This window comes from Enterobacter kobei (assembly GCF_001729765.1).
Lineage (GTDB): Bacteria > Pseudomonadota > Gammaproteobacteria > Enterobacterales > Enterobacteriaceae > Enterobacter > Enterobacter kobei.
Map to the genome: position 1 here is coordinate 554,274 of NZ_CP017181.1, position 22,178 is coordinate 576,451.

General features: G+C 57.1%; 24 protein-coding genes. 2 read left to right on the plus strand and 22 right to left on the minus strand.

Annotated elements, in window-relative coordinates; translation table 11 throughout:
- Positions 1–17: 17 nt before the first annotated feature.
- From hpaI to hpaG, 6 genes are all read right to left on the minus strand, one after another.
- Complete coding sequence (gene hpaI / locus BFV64_RS02655; protein ID WP_014882413.1) at positions 18–815, minus strand: 4-hydroxy-2-oxoheptanedioate aldolase; 798 nt, start codon at positions 813–815, stop codon at positions 18–20.
- A 10-nt stretch (positions 816–825) separates the two neighbouring features.
- Positions 826–1,629 carry a 2-oxo-hept-4-ene-1,7-dioate hydratase gene (hpaH, locus tag BFV64_RS02660; RefSeq protein ID WP_069601681.1) on the minus strand — a complete coding sequence of 268 codons (804 nt, stop codon included), beginning with the start codon at positions 1,627–1,629 and terminating at the stop codon, positions 826–828.
- A gap of 63 nt (positions 1,630–1,692) precedes the next feature.
- Positions 1,693–2,073: a 5-carboxymethyl-2-hydroxymuconate Delta-isomerase gene (locus BFV64_RS02665; protein WP_014882415.1), complete on the minus strand. Its 381-nt coding sequence runs from the start codon at positions 2,071–2,073 to the stop codon at positions 1,693–1,695.
- A gap of 9 nt (positions 2,074–2,082) precedes the next feature.
- Positions 2,083–2,934: a 3,4-dihydroxyphenylacetate 2,3-dioxygenase gene (gene hpaD / locus BFV64_RS02670; protein ID WP_069602463.1), complete on the minus strand. Its 852-nt coding sequence runs from the start codon at positions 2,932–2,934 to the stop codon at positions 2,083–2,085.
- A gap of 2 nt (positions 2,935–2,936) precedes the next feature.
- Complete coding sequence (hpaE, locus tag BFV64_RS02675) at positions 2,937–4,403, minus strand: 5-carboxymethyl-2-hydroxymuconate semialdehyde dehydrogenase (protein ID WP_045268928.1); 1,467 nt, start codon at positions 4,401–4,403, stop codon at positions 2,937–2,939.
- Positions 4,400–5,677 (minus strand): 4-hydroxyphenylacetate degradation bifunctional isomerase/decarboxylase, encoded by a 1,278-nt coding sequence (hpaG, locus tag BFV64_RS02680; protein ID WP_023331949.1) that lies wholly within the window; start codon positions 5,675–5,677, stop codon positions 4,400–4,402. Before hpaG ends, hpaE begins: the two co-directional genes overlap by 4 nt.
- A gap of 270 nt (positions 5,678–5,947) precedes the next feature.
- On the opposite strand from hpaG, the gene hpaR reads away from it, so the two are divergent.
- Entirely contained in the window at positions 5,948–6,388 is a 441-nt protein-coding gene (gene hpaR, locus BFV64_RS02685; protein WP_023331950.1) for a homoprotocatechuate degradation operon regulator HpaR, read from the plus strand.
- 83 nt (positions 6,389–6,471) lie between these two features.
- On the plus strand, positions 6,472–8,136 hold the full coding sequence (gene tsr, locus BFV64_RS02690) for a methyl-accepting chemotaxis protein (RefSeq protein WP_014882420.1): 1,665 nt from the start codon (positions 6,472–6,474) through the stop codon (positions 8,134–8,136).
- Positions 8,137–8,228: 92 nt separating this feature from the next.
- On the opposite strand, the gene BFV64_RS02695 is transcribed toward tsr, so the two are convergent.
- The 16 genes from BFV64_RS02695 to BFV64_RS02770 form a co-directional block, all read right to left on the minus strand.
- A complete protein-coding gene (locus tag BFV64_RS02695) occupies positions 8,229–8,735 on the minus strand; it encodes a GNAT family N-acetyltransferase (protein ID WP_069601682.1) in 507 nt (168 codons plus the stop codon).
- A gap of 29 nt (positions 8,736–8,764) precedes the next feature.
- Positions 8,765–9,238: a FidL-like protein gene (locus tag BFV64_RS02700; protein WP_045134356.1), complete on the minus strand. Its 474-nt coding sequence runs from the start codon at positions 9,236–9,238 to the stop codon at positions 8,765–8,767.
- Position 9,239: 1 nt separating this feature from the next.
- Complete coding sequence (locus BFV64_RS02705; RefSeq protein ID WP_045281849.1) at positions 9,240–9,980, minus strand: winged helix-turn-helix domain-containing protein; 741 nt, start codon at positions 9,978–9,980, stop codon at positions 9,240–9,242.
- Between the two features lie 127 nt (positions 9,981–10,107).
- Positions 10,108–11,064 (minus strand): Csu type fimbrial protein, encoded by a 957-nt coding sequence (locus BFV64_RS02710; protein WP_023331954.1) that lies wholly within the window; start codon positions 11,062–11,064, stop codon positions 10,108–10,110.
- Positions 11,055–13,334, minus strand: coding sequence for a fimbria/pilus outer membrane usher protein (locus BFV64_RS02715; RefSeq protein ID WP_226882674.1), 2,280 nt, complete (start codon positions 13,332–13,334; stop codon positions 11,055–11,057). Before BFV64_RS02715 ends, BFV64_RS02710 begins: the two co-directional genes overlap by 10 nt.
- Entirely contained in the window at positions 13,255–14,031 is a 777-nt protein-coding gene (locus BFV64_RS02720; protein WP_023331956.1) for a fimbrial biogenesis chaperone, read from the minus strand. Before BFV64_RS02720 ends, BFV64_RS02715 begins: the two co-directional genes overlap by 80 nt.
- A 2-nt stretch (positions 14,032–14,033) precedes the next feature.
- Complete coding sequence (locus tag BFV64_RS02725) at positions 14,034–14,531, minus strand: Csu type fimbrial protein (protein WP_023331957.1); 498 nt, start codon at positions 14,529–14,531, stop codon at positions 14,034–14,036.
- Positions 14,532–14,563: 32 nt separating this feature from the next.
- Positions 14,564–15,106, minus strand: coding sequence for a helix-turn-helix transcriptional regulator (locus BFV64_RS02730; RefSeq protein ID WP_023331958.1), 543 nt, complete (start codon positions 15,104–15,106; stop codon positions 14,564–14,566).
- A complete protein-coding gene (locus BFV64_RS02735) occupies positions 15,103–15,741 on the minus strand; it encodes an EAL domain-containing protein (RefSeq protein WP_023331959.1) in 639 nt (212 codons plus the stop codon). Before BFV64_RS02735 ends, BFV64_RS02730 begins: the two co-directional genes overlap by 4 nt.
- Before the next feature lie 180 nt (positions 15,742–15,921).
- Positions 15,922–18,213, minus strand: a complete 2,292-nt coding sequence (opgB, locus tag BFV64_RS02740; protein ID WP_014882430.1) for a phosphatidylglycerol--membrane-oligosaccharide glycerophosphotransferase — start codon at positions 18,211–18,213, stop codon at positions 15,922–15,924.
- A gap of 270 nt (positions 18,214–18,483) precedes the next feature.
- Positions 18,484–18,966, minus strand: a complete 483-nt coding sequence (locus BFV64_RS02745) for a YjjA family protein (RefSeq protein ID WP_069601683.1) — start codon at positions 18,964–18,966, stop codon at positions 18,484–18,486.
- Positions 18,967–19,050: 84 nt separating this feature from the next.
- Positions 19,051–19,788 carry a replicative helicase loader DnaC gene (gene dnaC / locus BFV64_RS02750; protein ID WP_014882432.1) on the minus strand — a complete coding sequence of 246 codons (738 nt, stop codon included), beginning with the start codon at positions 19,786–19,788 and terminating at the stop codon, positions 19,051–19,053.
- The gene (gene dnaT / locus BFV64_RS02755; RefSeq protein ID WP_023331960.1) at positions 19,785–20,330 is read right to left on the minus strand and encodes a primosomal protein DnaT; all 546 of its coding nucleotides are present in this window, start codon (positions 20,328–20,330) and stop codon (positions 19,785–19,787) included. Before dnaT ends, dnaC begins: the two co-directional genes overlap by 4 nt.
- 148 nt (positions 20,331–20,478) lie before the next feature.
- Positions 20,479–20,907, minus strand: a complete 429-nt coding sequence (locus BFV64_RS02760; protein ID WP_023331961.1) for an organic hydroperoxide resistance protein — start codon at positions 20,905–20,907, stop codon at positions 20,479–20,481.
- A gap of 84 nt (positions 20,908–20,991) precedes the next feature.
- Positions 20,992–21,444 carry a MarR family winged helix-turn-helix transcriptional regulator gene (locus tag BFV64_RS02765; protein ID WP_023331962.1) on the minus strand — a complete coding sequence of 151 codons (453 nt, stop codon included), beginning with the start codon at positions 21,442–21,444 and terminating at the stop codon, positions 20,992–20,994.
- Positions 21,445–21,485: 41 nt separating this feature from the next.
- The gene (locus tag BFV64_RS02770; RefSeq protein WP_023331963.1) at positions 21,486–22,127 is read right to left on the minus strand and encodes a TetR/AcrR family transcriptional regulator; all 642 of its coding nucleotides are present in this window, start codon (positions 22,125–22,127) and stop codon (positions 21,486–21,488) included.
- Between the last annotated feature and the right edge of the window lie 51 nt (positions 22,128–22,178).

The following is a 22,178-nucleotide window of genomic DNA, read 5'->3' on the forward strand; positions in this document are numbered from 1 at the left end:
CGCTCCAGATCTTACGTTTAGTAGACGGATTTATTGTTATTAACTGACGTAACCGGTTGTTCGATAAAGCGTGCAGCCAGCGCTTCCGCACCGCGGGCGAGCAGGGTGGTGTCGACGCCGACGGCGACAAACAGCGCGCCGAGGTCGAGATAGCGTTTTGCCAGCGCCTCGTTTGCCATCAGGATGCCGGGGGCTTTGCCCGCGCTCAGGATCTGCGCGATCGCCTGCTCGATAGCGGCCTGGACCTCCGGGTGCTGCGGATTACCGGCAAAGCCCATGTCGGCGCTGAGATCGGCCGGGCCGATAAACACGCCGTCGACGCCTTCCACGTCGAGGATCTGCGGCAGGTTTTTCAGCGCCTCACGGGTTTCGATTTGCACCAGTACGCACATGGCGTCGTTAGCCTGCTGCAGATAGTCCGGAATGCGGTTCCAGCGCGACGCTCTTGCCAGCGCGCTGCCGACGCCGCGAATGCCCGCCGGTGGGTAACGGGTGGCACGTACCGCCAGCCGCGCTTCCTCGGCGTTTTGCACCATCGGCACCAGCAGGGTTTGTGCGCCGACGTCCAGCAGCTGTTTGATCTGCACCGGATCGTTCCACGACGGGCGTACCACCGGCTGGCTCGGATAAGGGGCGATGGCCTGCAATTGGGTTAAGACGGTTTGCACGCTGTTCGGGGCGTGCTCGCCGTCGATCAGCAGCCAGTCGAAGCCTGCCCCGGCCAGCAGTTCGGCGCTGTAGCTGCTGGTGAGCCCCAGCCATAAGCCGATTTGTGGACGGCCCGCTTTCAGCGCCGCTTTGAATGCATTCTGCATGATCGTCTCCTTACACAAAGCGGCAGCTGATGGAGCCCATGTTGCCGTAGTCAACGTGGAAAGTGTCGCCTCTGCTGGCGGGCACCGGGCGGGTAAACGAGCCGCCGAGGATGATCTGCCCCGGCTCAAGCTGCACGTCGTACGGCGCCAGCTTGTTCGCCAGCCACGCCACGCCGTTCGCCGGGTGGTTAAGCACGCCAGCGGCCACGCCGGTCTCTTCGATCACGCCGTTGCGGTAGAGCAGGGCGGAGATCCAGCGCAGATCCAGCGCGTCGGGCTTAATCGGGCGACCGCCGAGGAGCACCCCCGCGTTGGCAGCGTTATCGGAGATGGTGTCGAACACCTTGCGCGGGCGCTGGGTTTCCGGGTCAACGTTGTGGCAGCGGGCGTCGATCAGCTCCAGCGCGGGAATGACGTAATCCGTGGCGTTGTAGACGTCGAAGATCGTGCAGTTCGGGCCGCGTAGCGGTTTTGCCAGCACGAACGCCAGCTCTACTTCGATGCGCGGGACGATAAAGCGATCGACGGGGATGTCGCTGCCGTCGTGGAAAAACATGTCGTCCAGCAGCGCGCCGTAGTCCGGCTCGCTGATCTGCGAGCTGGCCTGCATCGCTTTGGAGGTGAGGCCGATCTTGAGACCCTTCAGCACGCGGCCTTCGGCGATTTTCAGGCTTACCCATTCGCGCTGAACGGCGTAGGCGTCGTCAATGGTGATCTCCGGGTAGTCCAGCGAGATCGCGCGGATCTGCTCCCGGGTTTGTTCCGCCTGATGCAGGCGGTGGGCGATCAGGGTATGGGTGTGTTTATCGAGCATGGCGATATCCTGTTGTATTGTTTTCTCCCTCTCCCAAAGGGAGAGGGGACAGATCGAGCGGTATTACTTAAACAACGCGTGCACGTTGTTTTGTTTGTAATTGAGCGTCGGGTGCAGTTCGTCCAGCTCGAACGACAGCGCCAGATAGCGGGCAGCCATCAACGCAGCAAAGTGCGCTTTGATAAGCCCAAACAGCATTTCCCCCACGGCTTCCCGACTTTCCAGGCTGCGCCCGGAACCGATCTTCAGCGTCATATGCACAAAGGCGTAATCCTGCTTGCCGTCGGCCATCTGCCAGGTATCCAGCCAGTGGGCGCGGCTGCGGATACCGCCGATCGGGAAGATGCCCGTGGCGGCCAGCGCCTCGTTCACTTTGGCGAACAACCCCGGCAGGTCTGCCTGCTCGCGGATGTTGTCGGTACATTCAGCAATAAAGTGCGGCATGGTGGCTCCTCACGCGGGCAGGGGGAAAACGGCGTTAACCTGGCCGGTGCCGGAGCTGGCGAACAACTCAGTGAGAAACTCCACCTTGCCGTCGTATTTGTCCCAGCCGAGCATGCCCAGCAGCATCACCGTGTCATGCATATTGCCCTCGCCGTAGCAGTAGTCGGCGTACTCCGGCAGCATGCTGCAGAATTCTTTGAACTGCCCCTCTCGCCACAGCTTCACCACGCGCTCGTCCATCTGGCGGTCAAACTCGCGGGTATAGCTGTTCATCCCTTCTTCCGCGCGCTGGTCGTCGATAAAGCGGTGCGACAGTGAGCCGCTGGCGAGCACCGCCACGGTGCCGTCGTATTTTTTGATGGCGCTGACGATGGCCTCACCGAGTTTGCGGCTGTCGGCGAAGTCGTGAACGGTGCAGAACGCCGAGATAGAGACCACTTTGAAGTGTTTATCCGGGTTCATGTAACGCATCGGCACCAGCGTGCCGTACTCCAGCTTCAGGCTCGGGATGTTGTGCACCTTGGCGCGCACGCCGAGCTTCACCGCCTCGTCGGCAATCAGCTGGCCGAGCGCCGGGTTGCCGTCGTAGTCGTAAGTCATGTCGCGGATAAAGTGCGGCAGTTCGTTGCTGGTGTAGACGCCTGAAAAATGGTCCGCACAGTTGATGTGGTATGCGCTGTTCACCAGCCAGTGGGTATCGAAGACGATGATGGTGTCCACGCCCAGCTCGCGGCAGCGCTTGCCGATCTCTTTATGCCCGTCGATGGCGCCCTGACGGCAGCCGTGGTTTTTCCCCGGCAGCTCGGAGAGATACATTGACGGGACGTGGGTGATTTTTGCCGCTAACGCTAATGTACCCATGATCAGATCCCCCATTTTGGAATCGGATGGTCGCCCATGGAGATGCAGACGTTCTTCATCTCCGCAAACACCTCAAAGCTGTACTCGCCGCCTTCGCGCCCGGTGCCGGAGGCCTTCACGCCGCCAAACGGCTGGCGCAGGTCGCGCACGTTCTGGGTATTGACGAACACCATGCCCGCTTCGATATTGCGCGCCAGGCGCAGCACTTTGCTGACGTCCTGGGTCCAGATGTACGACGCCAGGCCGTATTCCACGTCGTTCGCGAGGCGCAGACCTTCCGCTTCATCCTTAAACGGCAGCAGGCAGGCCACCGGCCCGAAGATCTCCTCCTGCGCCACGCGCATGCGGTTGTCGACGTCCGCCAGCACGGTCGGGCGCAGGAAGTTGCCGCCTTTCAGATGCGCAGGCAGGTCGGTCGGTTTGTCCGGGCCGCCCGCCAGCAGGGTCGCGCCCTCTTCAATGCCGAGGCGAATATAGCCAGAGACTTTCTCCCAGTGCTGATGGCTAATGAGTGCCCCAATCTGGGTGGTCGGATCGGTCGGGTCGCCCACGCGCAGACGGTTGGCACGCTCCGCAAAGCGTTTGACGAACTCCGGGTAGATGCTCTGCTGGATGAAGATGCGCGAGCCCGCGGTGCAGCGCTCGCCGTTGATGGAGAAGATGGTGAACAGGGCGGCATCCAGCGCGCGCTCGATGTCCGCGTCTTCAAAAATCAGCACCGGGGATTTGCCGCCCAGCTCCATGGAATACTTCTTCAGCCCGGCGTTTTTCATAATATTGCGCCCGGTGGCCGTGCCGCCGGTAAAGGAGACGGCGCGCACGTCGTGATGACGCACCAGCGCATCGCCTGCCGTCGCGCCGTAGCCCTGCACCACGTTGAGTACACCCGCCGGAATGCCCGCCTCCAGCGCCAGCTCGCCCAGACGGTCGGCGGTCAGCGGGGAGAGTTCAGACATTTTCAGTACCGCGGTATTACCCAGCGCCAGGCACGGGGCGACCTTCCAGGTGGCGGTCATGAACGGCACGTTCCACGGTGACACCAGCGCGCAGACGCCCACCGGCTGCACCAGGGTGTAGTTGAGCATTTTGTCGTCAACCGGGTAGGTTTTGCCGTTCATCTGCTGACACACCTCGGCGAAAAACTCGAAGTTGTGCGAGGCGCGCGGGATCAGCACGTTTTTAGTCTGGTGGATCGGCAGGCCGGTGTCGGCGGTCTCCATAGCGGCGATCTCGGGCACGTTCTGATCGATTAGATCGCCCAGACGACGCATCAGCCGCGCGCGTTCCTTCATCGGCAGGTTGGCCCATTTTGGAAACGCCTCTTTCGCGGCGGCTACGGCCTGATGGATTTCGGCTTCACCGCCGGAAGCCACTTCGGCCAGCACCTCGCCGGAGGCCGGATTGGTGGTGTGGAAATAGTCGCTTCCCGCCACGTTTTTGCCGTTGATCCAATGGTTAATTTTTTTCATTTTGCCGTCTCCTCACTCACAATTCGGTTTACCAGGCGTCCTACGCCTTCCACTTCCACCACCACTTCATCCCCCGGCACCACGTCGGACAGCCCCTTCGGCGTGCCGGTGGCAATCATGTCGCCCGGTTGCAGGGTCATAAAATCGCTCAGGTAGGCAATCAGGAACGGGATGCTGAAAATCAGATCCGCCGTCGTGCCAAGCTGTCGCAGTTCGCCGTTAACGAAGGTGCGCAGGGCGAGGTTGTGTGGGTCGGGAATGGCTTCTTTTGGCACGATGTTTGGGGAAATGGGGGTCAGCCCGTCGCGGCTTTTCACCCGCAGGTTTGGGCGGTAGTAGTTCTCGAGATAGTCGCGGATGGCGTAGTCGTTGCAGACCGTGTAGCCCGCAACAACGTCCATCGCCTCGGCTTCACTCACCTTGCGGGCGGTTTTGCCGATGACCACCACCAGCTCCGCTTCGTAGTGCATGTAGTCGATGTTGTTCGGGCGCACCGAGGTCTGGTCGTCACCGTTGAAAGTGTTCGGCGCTTTGATAAACACCAGCGGCTCGGTGGGGGGCTTGAAGTCCAGCTCGCTGGCGTGGTCGGCGTAGTTCAGGCCAAGGGCGAACAGCGTGGCGTGCGGGGGCGTGCGGTGAGCGATAGCGACGTCGCGTTCGTCCACCACCGGGTTTTCCAGCGGTGGAAAACCTTTTGCCAGAATGCGTACCCGGTCTCCAGGGCGGATTTCGACGCGGCTGTGCGGGGTGCCGAGCAATATCGCATCGCCGGGATTAAGGGTCGCGAACTCACTCAGGGCGCTCAGCAGCTGCGCGGCGTTGCGATGCAAATCGGCCGTATTCCAGTGGTCCGCCTCGCGGCCGTTAATCTCGGTGATGAGGGTCAAGTTATCCACGTTATCAACGTTGACCAGCTCGCCCAGCGGGCAGAATCCGTCCCGGCATTTCGCCTTGATCGCCGGGCGGTAGAAGCTCTCTTCCGGCAGACTCACCTCGTTGGCCAGCGCATATCCGGCAATGTACGCCGCCGCGTCTTCCTCGCGCACCTTGCTGGCCGTTTTGCCCACCACCAGCGCGACCGTTGCACCGCTTAGCACCGTTTCACCCTGCGGGAAGGGAATGGGATCGCCTGCGCGGATCACGGTGTTATGCGGTTTGATAAACCACACTGCCGTTTTCGGCGGCGTGTTGTAGGGGGCTTTTTCAAACGCCTCAGCCCAGGCATCGCGCTGGCTTTGATGATTCAACGCGACGGCAAAAACGGTACCTTTCATTCACCTGCTCCTCACCCCGGCAGTCCGGGTTATGATTTCATTAATATGTTAATGATCTGGTTTTATGCTTTTGCTGTTTATTTCGCAATCAGAAGTGAAAAATTTGTGATATTAATAACAATAAATTTACATATCGGTTTTTATTTTGATTAAAATCAGTGTGTTAACAAAATTGTCGGGTTTCTGTTAGACTTTTTGGCAGAAAACGTGTTGTTTATAAAAACATCTTTTATGAATTGTTTACTTGTTAATGAAGGGCGGGGAGAGGCTATGCATGATTCATTAACCATCGCGCTGCTGCAGGCGCGGGAAGCGGCGATGTCGTACTTCCGACCCATTGTGAAGCGACATAACCTGACCGAGCAGCAGTGGCGGATTGTGCGCGTGCTGGCGGAACATCCGTCGATGGATTTTCACGATCTGGCGTTTCGCACCTGCATTTTGCGTCCCAGCCTGACCGGCATTCTGACGCGCATGGAGCGCGACGGCCTGGTGCTGCGCTTAAAGCCAGTGAACGACCAGCGCAAGCTGTACGTGTCGCTGACCAATGCGGGCAATGCGCTGTATGAGCACGCCCAGGCGCAGGTGGAAGAGGCGTACCAGCAGATTGAGGCGGAATACACGCCGGAGAAGATGAAACAGCTGACGACGCTGCTGGAAGAGTTTATTGAACTCGGAAACCGGCATAACGCAGCGCGGGAAGAAGAGTAAAAACCACAAATTCCAGGATGATTTTCGTAAAGTTTTCCCTTTCCAGGCCGAAAATTCTGTATCTGTCTGAGGAAAGAGAAAACATGTTAAACCGTATCAAGATTGTCACCAGTTTAATGCTGGTTTTAGCTATATTTGGCCTGTTACAACTCACATCCGGTGGTCTTTTCTTCAATGCCCTTAAGCATGACAAAGAGAATTTCACCGTCCTGCAAACCATTCGCCAGCAACAATCCACGCTGAATGCCAGCTGGGTGGCGTTGCTGCAAACCCGTAATACCCTGAACCGCGCGGGTATTCGCTACATGATGGATCAGAGCAATATCGGCAGCGGCGCGACCGTTAACGATCTGATGCAAATCGCGTCCACGTCGCTGAAGCAGGCGGAAAAAAACTGGGCCGCCTACGAGGCCCTGCCGCGCGATCCGCGTCAAAGCGATGCGGATGCCATGGAGATCAAGCGTAACTACGATATCTACCACGGTGCGCTGGCGGAACTGATTCAGCTGCTGGGTGCGGGCAAAATCAACGCCTTCTTCGATCAGCCGACCCAGAGCTACCAGGATGGTTTTGAGAAGCAGTATGTCAGCTACCTGCAGCAGAACGACAAGCTGTATCAAATGGCGGTTGAAGACAGCAAGAGCTCCTTCAGCCAGGCCATCTGGGTGCTGATTAGCGTGCTGCTTGCCGTGCTGGTGGTGATCGTGGCCGTCTGGTTGGGTATCAAGCAGGCGCTGATTTCGCCGCTGACGCGCCTCATCGACAACATTCGCCATATCGCCAGCGGCGATCTGGTGAAGCGCATTGAAGTGGAGGGCTCCAACGAGATGGGCGAACTGGCCGATTCTCTGCGTCATATGCAGAGTGAGCTGGTACGGACCGTTGGCGACGTGCGTAATGGCGCGAATGCTATCTACAGCGGCGCGAGCGAAATCGCGATGGGCAATAACGACCTCTCTTCCCGTACAGAACAGCAGGCTGCGTCCCTGGAAGAGACTGCTGCCAGCATGGAGCAGCTGACGGCGACCGTGAAGCAGAACGCCGAAAACGCCCGTCAGGCGAGCCATCTGGCGCTGAGCGCGTCCGAGACCGCGCAGAAAGGCGGTAAAGTGGTGGACAACGTAGTGCAGACCATGCGCGATATCGCCGGTAGTTCGCAGAAGATTGCCGACATTATTAGCGTGATCGACGGGATTGCTTTCCAGACCAACATCCTGGCACTGAACGCGGCGGTAGAAGCGGCGCGCGCAGGCGAGCAGGGCCGTGGTTTTGCGGTGGTAGCAGGTGAAGTGCGTAACCTGGCCCAGCGCAGCGCCCAGGCAGCACGTGAAATCAAGAGCCTGATTGAAGACTCTGTGGGTCGCGTGGAAGTGGGTTCAACGCTGGTAGAAAGCGCCGGTGAAACCATGGGCGAGATCGTGAATGCGGTAACCCGCGTTACGGATATCATGGGCGAAATCGCCTCGGCTTCTGACGAGCAGAGCCGCGGTATCGACCAGGTAGGTCTGGCGGTCGCCGAGATGGATCGCGTGACCCAGCAGAACGCCTCGCTGGTGGAAGAGTCTGCCGCAGCGGCGGCGGCGCTGGAAGAGCAGGCAAGCCGCCTGACCCAGGCTGTCGCGGTGTTCCGCATTCAGCAGGAGCAGATGAAAGCGCGCGAGTTCGCTTCGGCGAAAAGCGTTGCTACCCCGGTGATGTCGCGTAAAGCGGCAACCGCTGATGCGGGTGATAACTGGGAAACGTTCTGATCGTGCGTGTTGTGCCGGGTGGCGGCTTCGCCTTACCCGGCCTACGGTTCAGGGTTTTGTAGGCCCGGTCAGCGCAGCGCCACCGGGCGATATCAAAGCGGCAGACGCATGGCGCAGCGGGAGTCAAACGCTAAGCCGTGCGCTGTCTCATCTTCCCTTTTCTGACGCAGTTCAGGCGTGAGTTCAGTGACGTAGTCAAACCCCAGCCGCGCATAGAACGGCGCATTCCACGGTACGTCGCAGAATGTCGTCAACGTCAGCGACGACAGCCCCCCTTCGCGGGCATGGTCAGCCACAGTGTTAATGAGCTGCCGACCAATCCCCTTTCCCTGCCAGTCCAGATGCACCGAAAGTTCGACAATAAACAGCGATGTCGCGTGCGCCTCTGCGAGGATAAACCCAACGGGATGGTCGTTCGCCAGCGCCAGCCAGCTTAGCCCCCGTTCGGCATAGTTGAGATGCTCTTCAGTTGAAATCACCTCACCCCCGGCAAGCCAGGCGAGAGGGGGGATTTCACGAAAACGCTCGCCCGCCGCGCGTTCAATGGCGGGCAGGGTGGCAGCATCGCTGAAGGTGGTAGGGCGAATGCGAATGTTCATGGCGGGAAGTATAGCCTGACCCGCCGGTATTATTCTGTGCAGACCAGCACCGGCGAGTAAAAATTGCTGATAACCAGTGCATCATGCGGCGTGCGCTCTATCGCCAGGAGCCTTTTTTTCCCCTGGGTCAGGCCCGCGACGTATTTCTCAAATACGCCCGGCGGCATGGCGTCATGGCCAAAACGCTCCACTTTTTGAATAACGATCTCATACAGTTCCCCTTCCACGTGGCGCCATTTAAACATCTCCTGACGGGACACTTCCCAGTGGTTTGGGGCATTCTCCACGTTACCGTTTAGCGTGATGTACCCGGTTTTGTTGGGGTGAAACTGCATGATGACCTCCCCGTCAAACGTGAATTCGTGGCTGTCACGTTTGTCGGAGAAGGTCAGATATCCATTGCAGGCCACCGACAGCGGTGGCGTGTAGAAATACCACGCCAGTGCAGCGCCGGTAATCATCAGGTTAAGGGCCAGAATGAGCCAGATTTTTGTGTATTTCATATCACCACTCGTAATAGTAAAGCGTACGACAGGCGCTCGCTTTCCCCTGCGTGAGCGAGCATTGGGAGAGCACCAGTCGTCCCTCGTGGCCGTAGAAAAGCGTTCGCTGAATGTGCATGTAGAAAATTGAATTTTCCAGGCACGGAAGGTGACCGTCCTGCTGAAGGCTTTGCGCCAGCGCAGCCGCCCGCTCGTGAAACACATCCGCCAGCGGCGTAAAGGTATAGACCGGACAGTTCCCGATATGGGTCAGCAGATGAATGTCCTTCTGCCGGGTTTCGGGTTTGATAGCCGTTATCCAAAGGCACAGCGCAACGACCGCCAGCGTAAGCGCGCCCCAGAGCAGCCGCTCCGGTCGGGCGGGTACTGCAGTTTTCGCCGTTTCGGCGGCCGGTGTTTCTTCCTCCAGGGCTGTTACCGTGACGTCTGCGCTGAGCATAAAGCCCGTTTTGGGGACAGTGACGATAAACAGCACGTCGGGAAGCAGGCTGGCCAGCATTTTGCGCAAGATGCTGATGTACTGGTTTAACGAATTGTTAGACCCCTGGAGCCCACGCCGATCCCAGACGTCATGCAGGAAGGTCTCCCGCTCGACCACGTTCCCATGATGCTGCACCAGCAGCTTCATAATGCTATTGGCTGTGCAGGTGAGGATCTGCGCATCCTCAGGCGGCACATTGATAAGAGAAATAGAACCGTCCTCGTCGTTGTAGACGATGACGTCAGCAAGCAGGTATTTCATAAGTTGTTGTAAAACAGACAGAGATAACGAATAAAAAAGAGAAGGTTTACGCCTTGTATGCAGAGCTGGTGGCTATTTTAACGCCATTGTTACCGATAACATTGATCCAGACAGGATTTTGGTCTGTTTAATAAGTCAGCGTGATTATCACGTCATCAATAAATTCCCCTGTACCGCTCAGGGGCTGAGCGGGGACTTCCCCGTAAACGGTGAAGTTCTGGGTGCCGCCAGCGGGATGGGTGACATGCAGCGCATCGCCGCTGTGCAGATCGCCCCAGCTTTGCGTGGCACCCGCATCCTGCCAGAGCCTGTAGCGCAGGCACTGACCCTCATCGTTACACAGCTGCCGCTGATTCCCGATGGCATGGTTGCCGTTGCCCATGCCAAGCGTAAACGCTGTACCGGCCGGACAGCGCGTGGTAAGGGTTGCGGTGGAACGCGTCGGGCGCAGCGTGGCGGTACTGTTCAGGGTGCCGAAGTTAAGCGGGGTGACGCGTTCTATGTAGCAGCCCTGGCTGATTTCGGCCTGCGCATTGGTACCGCCCTGCACCTGCTCCCCCTCCGCAGAGCCATCCGAGCAGTTTTGCAGTGCATCCTGACGGCTAGCGCTGTGCCAGGCGATGCGCAGATTCATGTTGTAGTTGTAATAGTGGTACGCCGGAAGTTGGTTTTGCCCTGCCGGGACGGTGGCGATAAGCGGAAAGCTCCCGCTGATGTTGGCATTGCTGTCGGCGGTCAGAGTCTGCTGAATGAGTTCCCCGCTGCTGGCGGGACCGAGTTCCTGAGCGCGCGCGTCGCCGTTAAGCAGGCGGAAAAGCAGGGTGTACTGTTTACCCTCCGAATCTCCCGGTGAGACCATCTGAAAGGGCGGTGCGTCGATACTGCTCAGACAGACGTTGATATATTCCGTCGTGCCGTTGTTGTCAGCCTGACAGCTAAATTTAACTTCGGTGTTGGTCGACGCGGCATTGCCCGCCACGACATTGCCAAAGTTGATGACGGCAGGTGATGTTATCCAGCATGCGGCGGCCATCGCCTTCAAGGACACCGCAAGCAGCAGCAAGAACGGTGCTTTTAATGACACTGTTGTTCTCCAATATTCTGTATGGGTGACGCAGTACGGGGGGCCGGAAGCCTGACCCGGCACTCACCCTCACCGGTTTTTACCACCAGCTCACCTGGCAGAGGCGGGTCTTCAAGCCAGATAAAACCGTCACGCCCCACAATGGTGGCACCGCGTGGCGTTGAGACAATGCTGCCGAGCGGGAGCGGATTATGGTGGAGGTCCACCAGTCGGGCCTGAACTGTGACGGCGTGATGGACGTTAAAATCGACTTTTACCGCGCCGCCGTTGCCCGGTCTGGCCTGCATGTCGGTGACGGGGGCAATCACGTCGGCAGGCAGATCCAGCGGATTGATGCTGACTTTGCTGGCGTGGTAACGCGGCAGGTCGGTCAGCAGCAGATACCCTTTCTCGTCGGTTTCGCCTGCCGGGCGGTTTTCCAGCATCACCGGCACATGTCCGACACCGTGCGTGGAGACCAGCGCCAGGCTTTGTTGGCTGTAGCGCAGCGTGTGCAGGCTGCCATCCAGCAGCGTCAGGCTACCCTCGGCTGAGGCATAGTTAGCGCCCTGCGCCATCCCAACGTGCCACTCACCTGCGTGGCCCAGATAGCCCACGTCCGCATAGGTTTCCCGGTGCTCGCCAAAGCCTCGCCCCAGCTGCCATGACCAGCCGCCGACCTGATCGTCCGGCTGATGGCGATAATCCATGCGCGGCATATCGCGGCTGGCCTGAACGGAGAGGGTATCCTCACGCCCTAACGGGATCGAAAGCATCAGCTGAACGTGGCTCGACGCATCCGTAAACGAGCGGGTGTAGCTCAGCGTGGTGGAAATATGCGCCGGCAGCGAGGCGGACCAGGAGGCGTTGAGATAGCGTTGTTTGGTGCCCTGAATGTTTTGCTGTACCCAGCCCGCACCGAAGGTACCTGAATGGGGTATCGACTGGCTGACCCAAACGCTATCGCTGCGTCTGACGGGGAGGGTACCGCTCATGCGGGCGTTATCGGCAAATGTGGCATCGGTACGAACGGTACTGGCAGAGATCCCCGTCCCGCGACCGTTCCATTGCCAGCCAAGGCCCCACTGTTTTCCCTGACCGTAGGGGCTGTCGCTGATGGCGACATGCTGGCTGATAATCCCTGTCCCGGGCGAGATCAGCCAGTCGACCCCTGTCCCGACATTGCGCAGTTTACTCTGCTGCTCCGTGTGCAGCGCCAGCGTCAGCTGGTTATTCACCCCGTAGCGCCACCCTGCGTCGAGCATGGGCGAGGCGGCATAGTCATTGGATCGCAGGGCGTAGTTTTGTCGCATCCAGCCGATATCCAGCGAGCCGCTGCTGAGTCCTTCCGCCAGCATCCCCGGCGCACCGTAGAGATCGAGCTGTACGGTACGACGCTGACCGTTGATGTCGGTAATGACCACCTGGGCCTGCCCGCTTCCGGTAAATGAGGGCAGGGTATCCAGCAGAAAATCGCCCGGCGTGACGCGCTGGCTGCTCTGCTTAAGCCCGTCGATGTACAGATCGACCGTAGAAGGCAGAACCGCCGTGTCGCTGTAACGGCTACGCGGTTCGGTGTTGAGCTGCGGATTGAGCTCAAAATTACGCGCCCAGTGCAGCCCGCCAAAGCGTACCTGTCGGCTCCAGCGGGCGCCCGTGGTGATGTTGTCGCCCAGCGCCAGGCTCGTGAGCGAGTCCGTGTTGTCCCACTGCCAGCGGGTTTCAAGGCGTGTGTGGCGGGGCCGACCTGCGCTGTTTTCCTCACCGGCATGGCTCGAAAAGCTGCTGCTGAACGTCCCGGGAAGCGCCCCGGATGCGGTGAGCGACGTTTGCGCGTTAAGCTGGCGTTTCCCCTCTGCGCCGCTGCCATAAAGCGCATACCCCAGCGTCAACACGCTGATGGGCTGCGCCTCAGGATAGCGATACTGCGGCGTCGGCCTCCCGACAGACAGATGCTGTTGGCCCTCAAGCGCCTTTGCGTCGGCGGTAATGGAGACCTGCTGAGCATGCAAATCGAGACTGACTTTCAGACCCGGCAGGGACGTCAGCGCGACCCACTCGTTGGCGTTATCCGGGGCGCGAAGCCCCAGTTTTTTGAGGTCGCGGTGGTCCATCCACAGCGCATCTCCCACTACCCGGCAGGCCCACAGATCCCCGCGCGGGTCGTGGTTCACGGTGATTGCCAGCCATTGCAGGGTATCGGCGGCGGGTTCAGTCCGGGCTGACAGCATCAGCGGTAGCCAAAACAGGAGCGCGAGAAGCAAGCGGGCGCAGGGGTATCTGGCTGGCATGGTGGTCGTCATTGAGATAGGCGCGCAACGCGCTGAACGTGTGGCGCGAAGTGTGCTTTAGCGTTATAAGCGCGGTCTGTCCCGGCAGAACATAGCCCGCCAGCCCTTTCAACGACCCGACGACCTGACCGGTGGCCGTCAGAACCTGCAGGTGGCTCAGGCGGATATGGCTGTTTCCGGCGTTATAGCAGCGGATCGTTCCCGGGGTGTCCGCCTGTTCGCAGCTCAGGGCATCGCGGCTGACGGGCATATTCTGGTTTCCGGCAATGAAGACAGGAATAGAGTAGCGAAGCAGAAAGTGTATCGCGTTGGGATTGGCCGCACGGGACGTTGCATCCGGTAGCTCATCAATGACCAGCCGGTAACTTTGCTCCTGTTCACGGATCCCTGGCTGCATCACGATTATGCGCACCAGCTGCTGCTGGCCCGGCGCCAGTGAGGTCATCGCCGGGCTGCTGACCACCTCGTCGGTGGCCGTTAATACATCTTTACCGTTTTGCTGGGTCCATTCGTAAACCCGTATCTGCGCATGGATGGCCGCTTTACCGCTGTTAGTGAGGTAGACCGCCGAGGCGCTTTGCCCGCTCTGGAGGTCGAGCGTCACTGGGGCCACCTGAAGCGTGGCGGCCATCGCGTAGCGAGACAGCAGCGCCAGCATCATGAACCACAGAATGAAGCAGGGGAGAAAACGACGCATGATCAATACACCAGATTCAACGTGACATCATCGCTATAGGCGCCAGCCTGCGCGGTCATCAGGGCACCTGCGTCAATCACGCCATACAGCGTCTCTTGCTGTTCCATGCCGTTGCCGGTGTCGGTGAGTCCATCGGTGCTGGTAATTTGCGTCTGTTTGCCCTCATCGGCAAAAAGTTTCCAGGCAATCTTCTGTGCGCCCGTTTCACCGTTTTCTGGCTTCAGCCAGAAGGTGCCGTTGTCACTGCTATCGTTGCTGGTAGCAGAGAGCGTGAACGGCGTCCCGTTGGTACAGACGATATCGACCTGCGTTTTGGCTTGAATTTCGCTTGATTCGTCCGAGCCGTGGCGCGAGAAATTGAGGTCGTTGGCTTTGAGCGTGCAGGACTTCACCACCTCAAGTGAAACGTGCATCGTCGCGCTTGTGGTGCTGTCTGCGGCGATTGCAGCAGCAGGAAGCAGGAGAACGGAACAACATACAACAACAGGGATAATTCTCATGATCGTATTTCCTGACGTGAATAACAGTGCAATTACAAAGAAGAGGGGAGCGCGTCCAGCAGGCAGAGTTTTTGATGGAATTCCGCCAGGTTCTGGCAGCAAAATTTGTTCATCGCGTTACGTTTGTGGGTGTAGATCGTTTTAGGTGACTTATTAAGGATTTGCGCAATACGTATCGGGCTGAATCCTTTATGGAACAGCATGCAAACCCGCATCTCCTGACAGGTGAGCGTGGCGGTATTCTCGAAAGAGAAGCTTGTGTCGCTAAAACAGAGGCTTAGCTGCGCGAGAGACACATTGTCCGCAACCACTCTGACCCGCGCGTTGTGTAGCCAGGCGTTAATGTCGTTGACCCGGGCCGCGTCCGTCAATAACAGCCAGTTTCCCCCGACGTGCGTATTGAGCAGCAGTGTCTGCAGACGCATAAGCCCTTGTGGATTAACGTTGTTAATCCAGTACACCTCAGGACGGGGTGATACGGCTGTCGACAGGATCGAATTCAGGCCAAGCCATAAAAAAGCGTTGCTGCTCAGAACGATAACCTGATAGCCGGCATTTGCGATGAAAGGCGTCATTTTAGACCCCACAGATAACCCTGGCCGTAATCGGCCGCGCTCGCCCGGGCCAGTGCGAAATCGCCCGCCGTTTCGATGCCTTCAATAAGGACTTTACTGGCGACACGCTTGCATTGACGGGTGAGATGCAGAAACTTCGCCTGCTCTGTGCGCCCGCTCCAGAAAGTATGTTTGTCAATTTTGACGCCACAGAAGCGGATCTGGCTGGCAAGCAGTTCGGGAAGAATGGCTTCACAGACATCATCAGCCCACACTTCAATTCCCCAAAGATGAAGTGTCGCAATGCAGTTTCGCAGGACCCGGCTTTGCGTATCATCGAGTTGTACCATCGTATGGAGATCGGTCACTTCGATAGCAAGCCTCTCCGGACAGGGTGTTGCTTCTTTTAGCCTGTCGAGGAAGTCCGTTTCCAGCAGCAAATCTGATGTCGCGTTGAGATAATATTTGTCGCCCTCTTCGCAAAACATGGCATGGCGAAGCTGCGCAAAGAAAAGTTGTTTACGCTGCGTCGAAGGCATGGCGTCAAAATAGTCTTCGAGATTGACGTGGGGCTTTGCCGTGGACAATACCTCCCAGGCAATCACATGTTCACTGCGCAGTGCCCGGATGGATTCGAACTTATAGCCGGTTAGCATGATAAAAGTGTGTCACTCTCCGTCGTTACTTTAGGAGTTACACATTTTATAGAATGGTGTTTTTGCGGGATATTTATAAATAAAAATGACTTATATATGGTGTTTTTATCTGATTTATAATCAATTTATAGATTTATTTATTTTTATAAGCACCCGGCAGGGACGCCGGGTGCTCAGGCATTAACCTTGTCTGCTGACAATTTTGATTTCGACCATGCCAATCCCGAGCTCGCGCGGTGAGTGGCCAAGAATATTTCCTTCATTGGTGGACTGCGGGTCTGGCGGCACAATCACCAGGGTATTGCTGCGCGATGGGTTGGCAAAATGCAGAGTGTGCGTGCTGACATCATTCCCAAGCGTCAGCGTCTGCTCCTCATCGCCCACGCGCACCGGCACTGGCTTATTCGCGTTAGGTCCATACGCTCTGGCTGTGATCACCAGGTCAAATTGCTCCGGCAGGGGATGGGTGTACTCAATTTTCACTTCGTTACCCAACTGCGCGTTTGACCAGCGTCCCCACGACTCCGGACGAGAGATGCCGCTAAACTGCTTCACTTCTTCAGGCGCGCCGGCCACGTTGAAGATGAAGCTGTCTGCTTTATAGCGAATGTCGTTGTCGACGATTTTCAGCATGTCGATGTTGTGCTGATAGCGTGTGGTATCAATCACCGTATCTTTAAAGGCGGTTTTGCCTTTCCACTGGGCTTTGTCCACATGCTGCACGGTTTGCTCCCCGCCAAGCTGCCCCTGAGAGACGCACCAGTCGGTCGACAGCGCCAGCGGCTGTGACCAGAGCTGACCCATTTTGTAACACCTGTCGATCCAGACAAAGTTATCGCGTGGGGCGAAATCGGCCAGCTGGAAACGCAGCGGTGCGGAATATTCACTTTCCGGTAGCGGTTCAACGCGACTGTCCGACACCCGTACCAGCAGCGGCAGACGGAAGTTACTGCCAGAGAAGGCAATCGTGTTTTTCTCCCGATCGATGGTGAAGTCTTTCATCTCTTTCGGGAAGTTCCACAGCCGGATGATGTCGGGCTTCCAGGCGAGGATTTTCTCCTTCATGTTGAGGAACACTTCCGACAGGGATTGCCCGGACAGCGTGCTGCGACCCAGGCCAATAAAGTTGTCGCCACCCAGAATGTCCAGCACGGTTGCGCCGTTATCCATGGAGTTGCGTTTGGTGGCGATCACCTCTTGTTGCGGCTGGTCGCCGCGCAGAACGAAGAACAGGTTGCTGCGATCCTGCTTGTTGAGCTGATCCCAGGCGCTGTTTTTCATCGCCAGATGGTCAGACGAGACGACGATGACGGTGTTTTTAAAATACGGCGAGGCTTTGATTTTCTCGACCAGCGCGGCGATATGCTCCTGGCTACAGGTCACGGCGCTGAAGGAGGCGTTGCTTTTGCCGTCCACGTCATAGCGTTTGCGTTTACAGGTGCGCGAGACGAAACCATCCGGATGGTGCGTATCTACCGTCAGCGCGAAGAGGGAAAAACGCTTCCCGGCGCGGGAAAGCGCCTCGAATTTCTTCCAGGTTTCGTCCAGTACGGTATCGTCATAGAAACCCCAGTCGTTGCGGTAGGTCGGGTCGGCAACCGTCGTCTTTAACTCTTCTGAGCCGTACAGGTGATCAAAACCGTGGGATTTCAGGAACACATCTTTTCCGGCAAAGCGCAGGTTTGCACCCTGCACGAAGTAGTTTTCGTAACCGGAGTTTTTCAGTATATCGCCCAGGCAAATATTCTGCGGGAAGAACGTCGACATCGAGGCTGAAGCGTTACCTTCAAAAGGTGCGAACAGCGGGATACCGCACTGGGAAGCCACCATCCCGGCGATAGTGTAATCCGTGCCGGGCAACTGCATGGTGTGGCTGAAATCGAGACCTTCATCTTTCAGCGCCCCCAGATCCGGGGTCAGGTTCGGGAACGCAGTGTTGTCGAAGTAGGTGCGCTCAAGGCTTTCACCGTAGATATAGACCAGGTTGAGTTTCGGGTTGGCGATCGTTTTCGATGGCTCTTTGTAGTACGCCACAAAGTCTGGATCGCCGTCACGCGACTGAGATTTCACCAGTTCGGTGATCTGATGAAACGCCGGGCTGGCGTCGACGGAGGCTAACGCCAGGAAAAGAGCCAGCAGGCTGTAACCATGATGGTGAGGAAGATGACGACGGCGACGCAGCACCCAGGCGAGTGCGCCAAAAATGGTTACCAGCGCCACAACCAGGCCCAGCCCCGGAAGAATGTACTTGCCCACTCCCGCGCCCGTCAGGCTGTTCGTCAGGGTATAAAGTACCGCATCGTTGATCCCGTCACCGGTGAAGTAATCGCTGGCGTATAAGGTAATGTTTAAAATAATAAAAAAGCCGAGTACGACCAGTGTGGCGATAAACCACCAGGTGTTACGGCCGGCTTTCCAGGCATAAACGCCCACAGAAGCCAGAAAAAGGACAAGAGACATGAATTCTGACAACAGCATATCCTCATGACGCCAGGTGCTTCGCTGGCTAACTGTTTATTTTTTGGGTTATACAATGTAATGGCGATGTCGTTTAGCTGCAATTTTAGTGTCACGAAAGTGTGCTGTTGTTAGGATTTGGTTTAGAAAATCGTTTTTATGAAGAAGGTCGCATCCTGACAAACGGACGCTGAGACGGTGGCAGGTTGGAAAAACGCTCGTTTCACGCCGCGATGCAAGACTATCGCATTAAACGCGGCGTGTTGTGGCAGAAAATGGGGGAAATCAGGAGATGAAATTAACGCCTTGTTTCAACACCAGATCGCAGGCTTTGGTTTTCACCTGTTTCGCCAGAGAAGAGTTGCCGAGGGTGCTCAGGTTAAGTTGCTGACCGTTTTGTGCGTTAAGCAGACCCTGAATGCCATCCATATAGCTGGTATCCGCTTTTTGCTCCTGAGTATCGAGACCCAGTTTACCCAGCACCTGGTTTTTCACGTTTTGCGCGTCGGTCACCGAGGCCAGTTTTTGCTTCGCGCAATATTCCAGAATCCCCGCCGCGTTGTTCATCGTGCCCGCGCTCAGGCTTTGGGTGCTGTTGCTTAGCAGGCTGGTGAGGGAAGAGGCGGAGAGCCCACCCTGAGTGCTGCTGCTCTCTTTGGTCAGCTCGTTTGCTGCGCTTGAGAGGGACTCCTGCCAGGACGCCGCTTGCGCTGCGCCGGTAACCAGCAGCGCGCCTAAAAAGGTGCTGATAAGGATCTGTTTTTTCATAATGGCTTTCTCAAAAAGGTCCGTTTTGGGCCGGAAGGGGTTCCAGTATATACCTGTGTCCCGCTGGCGATTCCTGGAACTGTCTTAATACTCTTTGCCGGTAACGCGGCTGCGGTAACTGTCCCAGTCGAAGATGACATACAGACTGTTACCCAGCTTCATACGGTCCATGACGCGTTCGCCCAGTAAGCGGGTCATCTCGTCGATGTTGTGGTTTGTGAGCATGCCGGTGGGGCGTTTGGAGGAAGAACGACGATCGACAATCTGATTGATGATGACCTTTTCATAACGGGATTCCGTCTGAACGCCAATCTCGTCGATGACCAGTAAATCGACATTACTCAGATCGTTAAGCAGCTGTTCTTCGCTGGTTTCGCGGTTGCTAAAGGTGTCTTTCATGGCGGACATGATATCGGCCACGGTGATAATGAGCACCGATTTACCGCGCAGAAGCAGTTCGTTACAGATGGCCGCGGCAAGATGGTTCTTCCCGGTGCCCGGTTTACCGCTAAAAATGAAGCTGGCGATATTACCGTCAAATTCATCCACGTACTGACGTGCGGCGGCGAGCGCGTTCATCTGCCCGCTGGTTTCAACTTTATAGTTATCAAACGAGCAGTTCTGATGCAGAGGGCGAATACCGGAGCGGTTAAACGTGCGCTGCATTTTCATCGCCCGGTTTTCGCGGGCGAGCGCGGCGGCACGGATTTTTCCTTGCTCTTTTTGCCACGCCAGCAGTTCTTCCCCCGTCGTGAAAGCGGGCTTCACGTTGGCTGGCATCATTTTTTGCAGACGTTTCATCAGGTCACCGACGTTCTTCATTTCGCACCTCTGAATCCACTGGGGATCTGTTTATCCGGTTCTGAAAACGCGTTGATATCGCGTTTTGGCTGGCCGTTATTGCTGGCGCGGGTAATCTGCAGATGACGCGCGAGCTTTTGCTGCCACTGAATATGGGTGAAAACTTTACCCTCTGCCTGCCACCAGGCCGTAAAGGCGGCGAGCTCTTCCGCGGTGGCCGGTTGGGTTAACGCAATGCCCCACAGCGCGGCCTGCCGTTGAAAATCGGCGTCGGGCTGCCAGCCCGCATAAAGGGCAAATTTGCCCATCGGAACGGTCACCAGGGCGTTAACCGGTTCATCAAACAACTGGTTATCCAGCGTGACATCGCTCGCCGGGCGGGATAATTGCGCTTCAGTCTCCAGAAGCTGTGCCAGACGTTCCGGCGTGATTGCGTAAAACGCCGGCGCGTTGTCGGCAAAAACCGCAACCGTGCCGCCTTCGGCGTGAGTCAACACACCGCGTGGGTCGCGCATAAAGGCATCAATGCCAGCAATGCTGGTGGTCAGAATTCTGGAGGACATAACGCTTACTCTACTGATAACGACGGGCGTGATAAGGGCTTATGGTAGCACAGAGAGGGGGAAGGGAAGGAGGGGATTTCCCCGGTGGCGCTGCGCGTACCGGGGCTACAGTCATAGACCTGATAAGCACAGCGCCATCAGGCATTTATCACGCGATGATATTCAGGGTCACATCGATGTTGCCGCGGGTCGCGTTAGAGTAAGGGCAAACAATGTGCGCCGCATCGACCAGTTTTTTGGCTTCCGCCTGATCCATCCCTTCAACGTGGATGTTCAGTTTTGCTTCGATACCAAAACCGGTTGGCAACGGACCAATACCCACTTCACCTTCAATAAAGGCTTCTTTAGGCAGGGCAAATTTGTCGCGAGCCGCGACAAACTTCATTGCGCCCAGGAAGCAGGCGGAGTAGCCAGCAGCAAACAGCTGCTCAGGGTTAGTCACTTCACCCCCCATGCCGCCCATCTCTTTTGGCACGCCCAGTTTGACATCCAGAACGCCATCGGAAGAGGTCGCGCGGCCGTCACGGCCCCCGGTGGCTTTTGCTTTGGCGGTATAAACAACTTTTTCTAAAGACATGGCAGGTTCCTCATCTTACTTTTATGTGTGCTATTAAATAGCGTGCGATATACATGGGTAAATAAATACGCGTAAAGTATAGCGTCACGCGCGTTGAATCTGTTGTCGCAAAACTTCCAGCTGCTGCTTGAGTGACAGCATGGTCTCGGTATCACACTGTGCCGCGCATCCCACCGCATGAGGGATCCCTGCGGCCTGCTGCTGTAGGTGACGTCCTGCATCAGTCAGGGTGACAGCGACCTGACGTTCGTCTTTACGCGAGCGGTGACGGTTGATGAGACCGGCGCTTTCCAGACGCTTCAGCAGCGGCGTCAGCGTTGCGGAATCAAGGAACAGCCGTTCACCGATGTCTGATACCGTCACGTCATCCTGCTCCCACAGCACCAGCATCACCAGATATTGCGGGTAAGTCAGGTTTAGCGGTGCCAGCAACTGCCGGTACAGCTTGTTAAGCGCCAGATTTGCCGAATAGAGGGCAAAGCAGAGCTGGTTATCCAGCAGGAGCGCAGAGGTTGTGTCGTTCGTTTTCGCGTTCATGAGATGAATATAGATAGTGTGCGATTTAATTGCAAGCAATTTTATGGGCAGGTATACCGCAGCGCCACCTGAACGGCCATTTTACGGTAGTGCTGGCGCTGAGCCCGCTCGTCGGCACCCTCTTCAAACAGCAGAGTGAAGGTGTAGCTGTTGGCGACGTAGTGAAAGCTGAAGCTGCTTATCAGGCGGTGGAGATCGCGGGCGTCAACCGTCTGGCTGAACAGCAGTTTCTCTTTGCCGCGACGCAGGATCTCTTCCAGCAGGTCGAGCGCGCTGCGGTTAACCTGGCGCAGATAATTCGACTGCTGCATAAAGCGGCCACGCTGCATGTTTTCCATGCAGATGATACGGATGTAATCCGGATGGTCAGCATGATAGTCAAAGGTGGTTTCAACCAGGTGGACCAGCGCTTCGACGGGGGGCATATCCGCCAGGCTAAGCGCTTTTTCGCTGGCGCGAATTTCGGTGTAAACGTGTTCCAGCACCAGCAGATAAAGATTTTCTTTATTCTTAAAATGGTAAACCACCATGCGTTTGGTGGTGCCCGCTTTCTCCGCGATCTGCTCCATGCGGGCGCCGTTCAGTCCGTATTCGGCAAACAGCGCAATAGCGCTCTGAAAAATTTTCTCTTTCAGGCTGGACTCTTCGTTGTGCTCGGGGTGTTCGCTGCCAGGGTTAGCCACATCCTTTCCTTATTTTCACCAAACGGACCAGAAAGATTATCTCCACGGCAG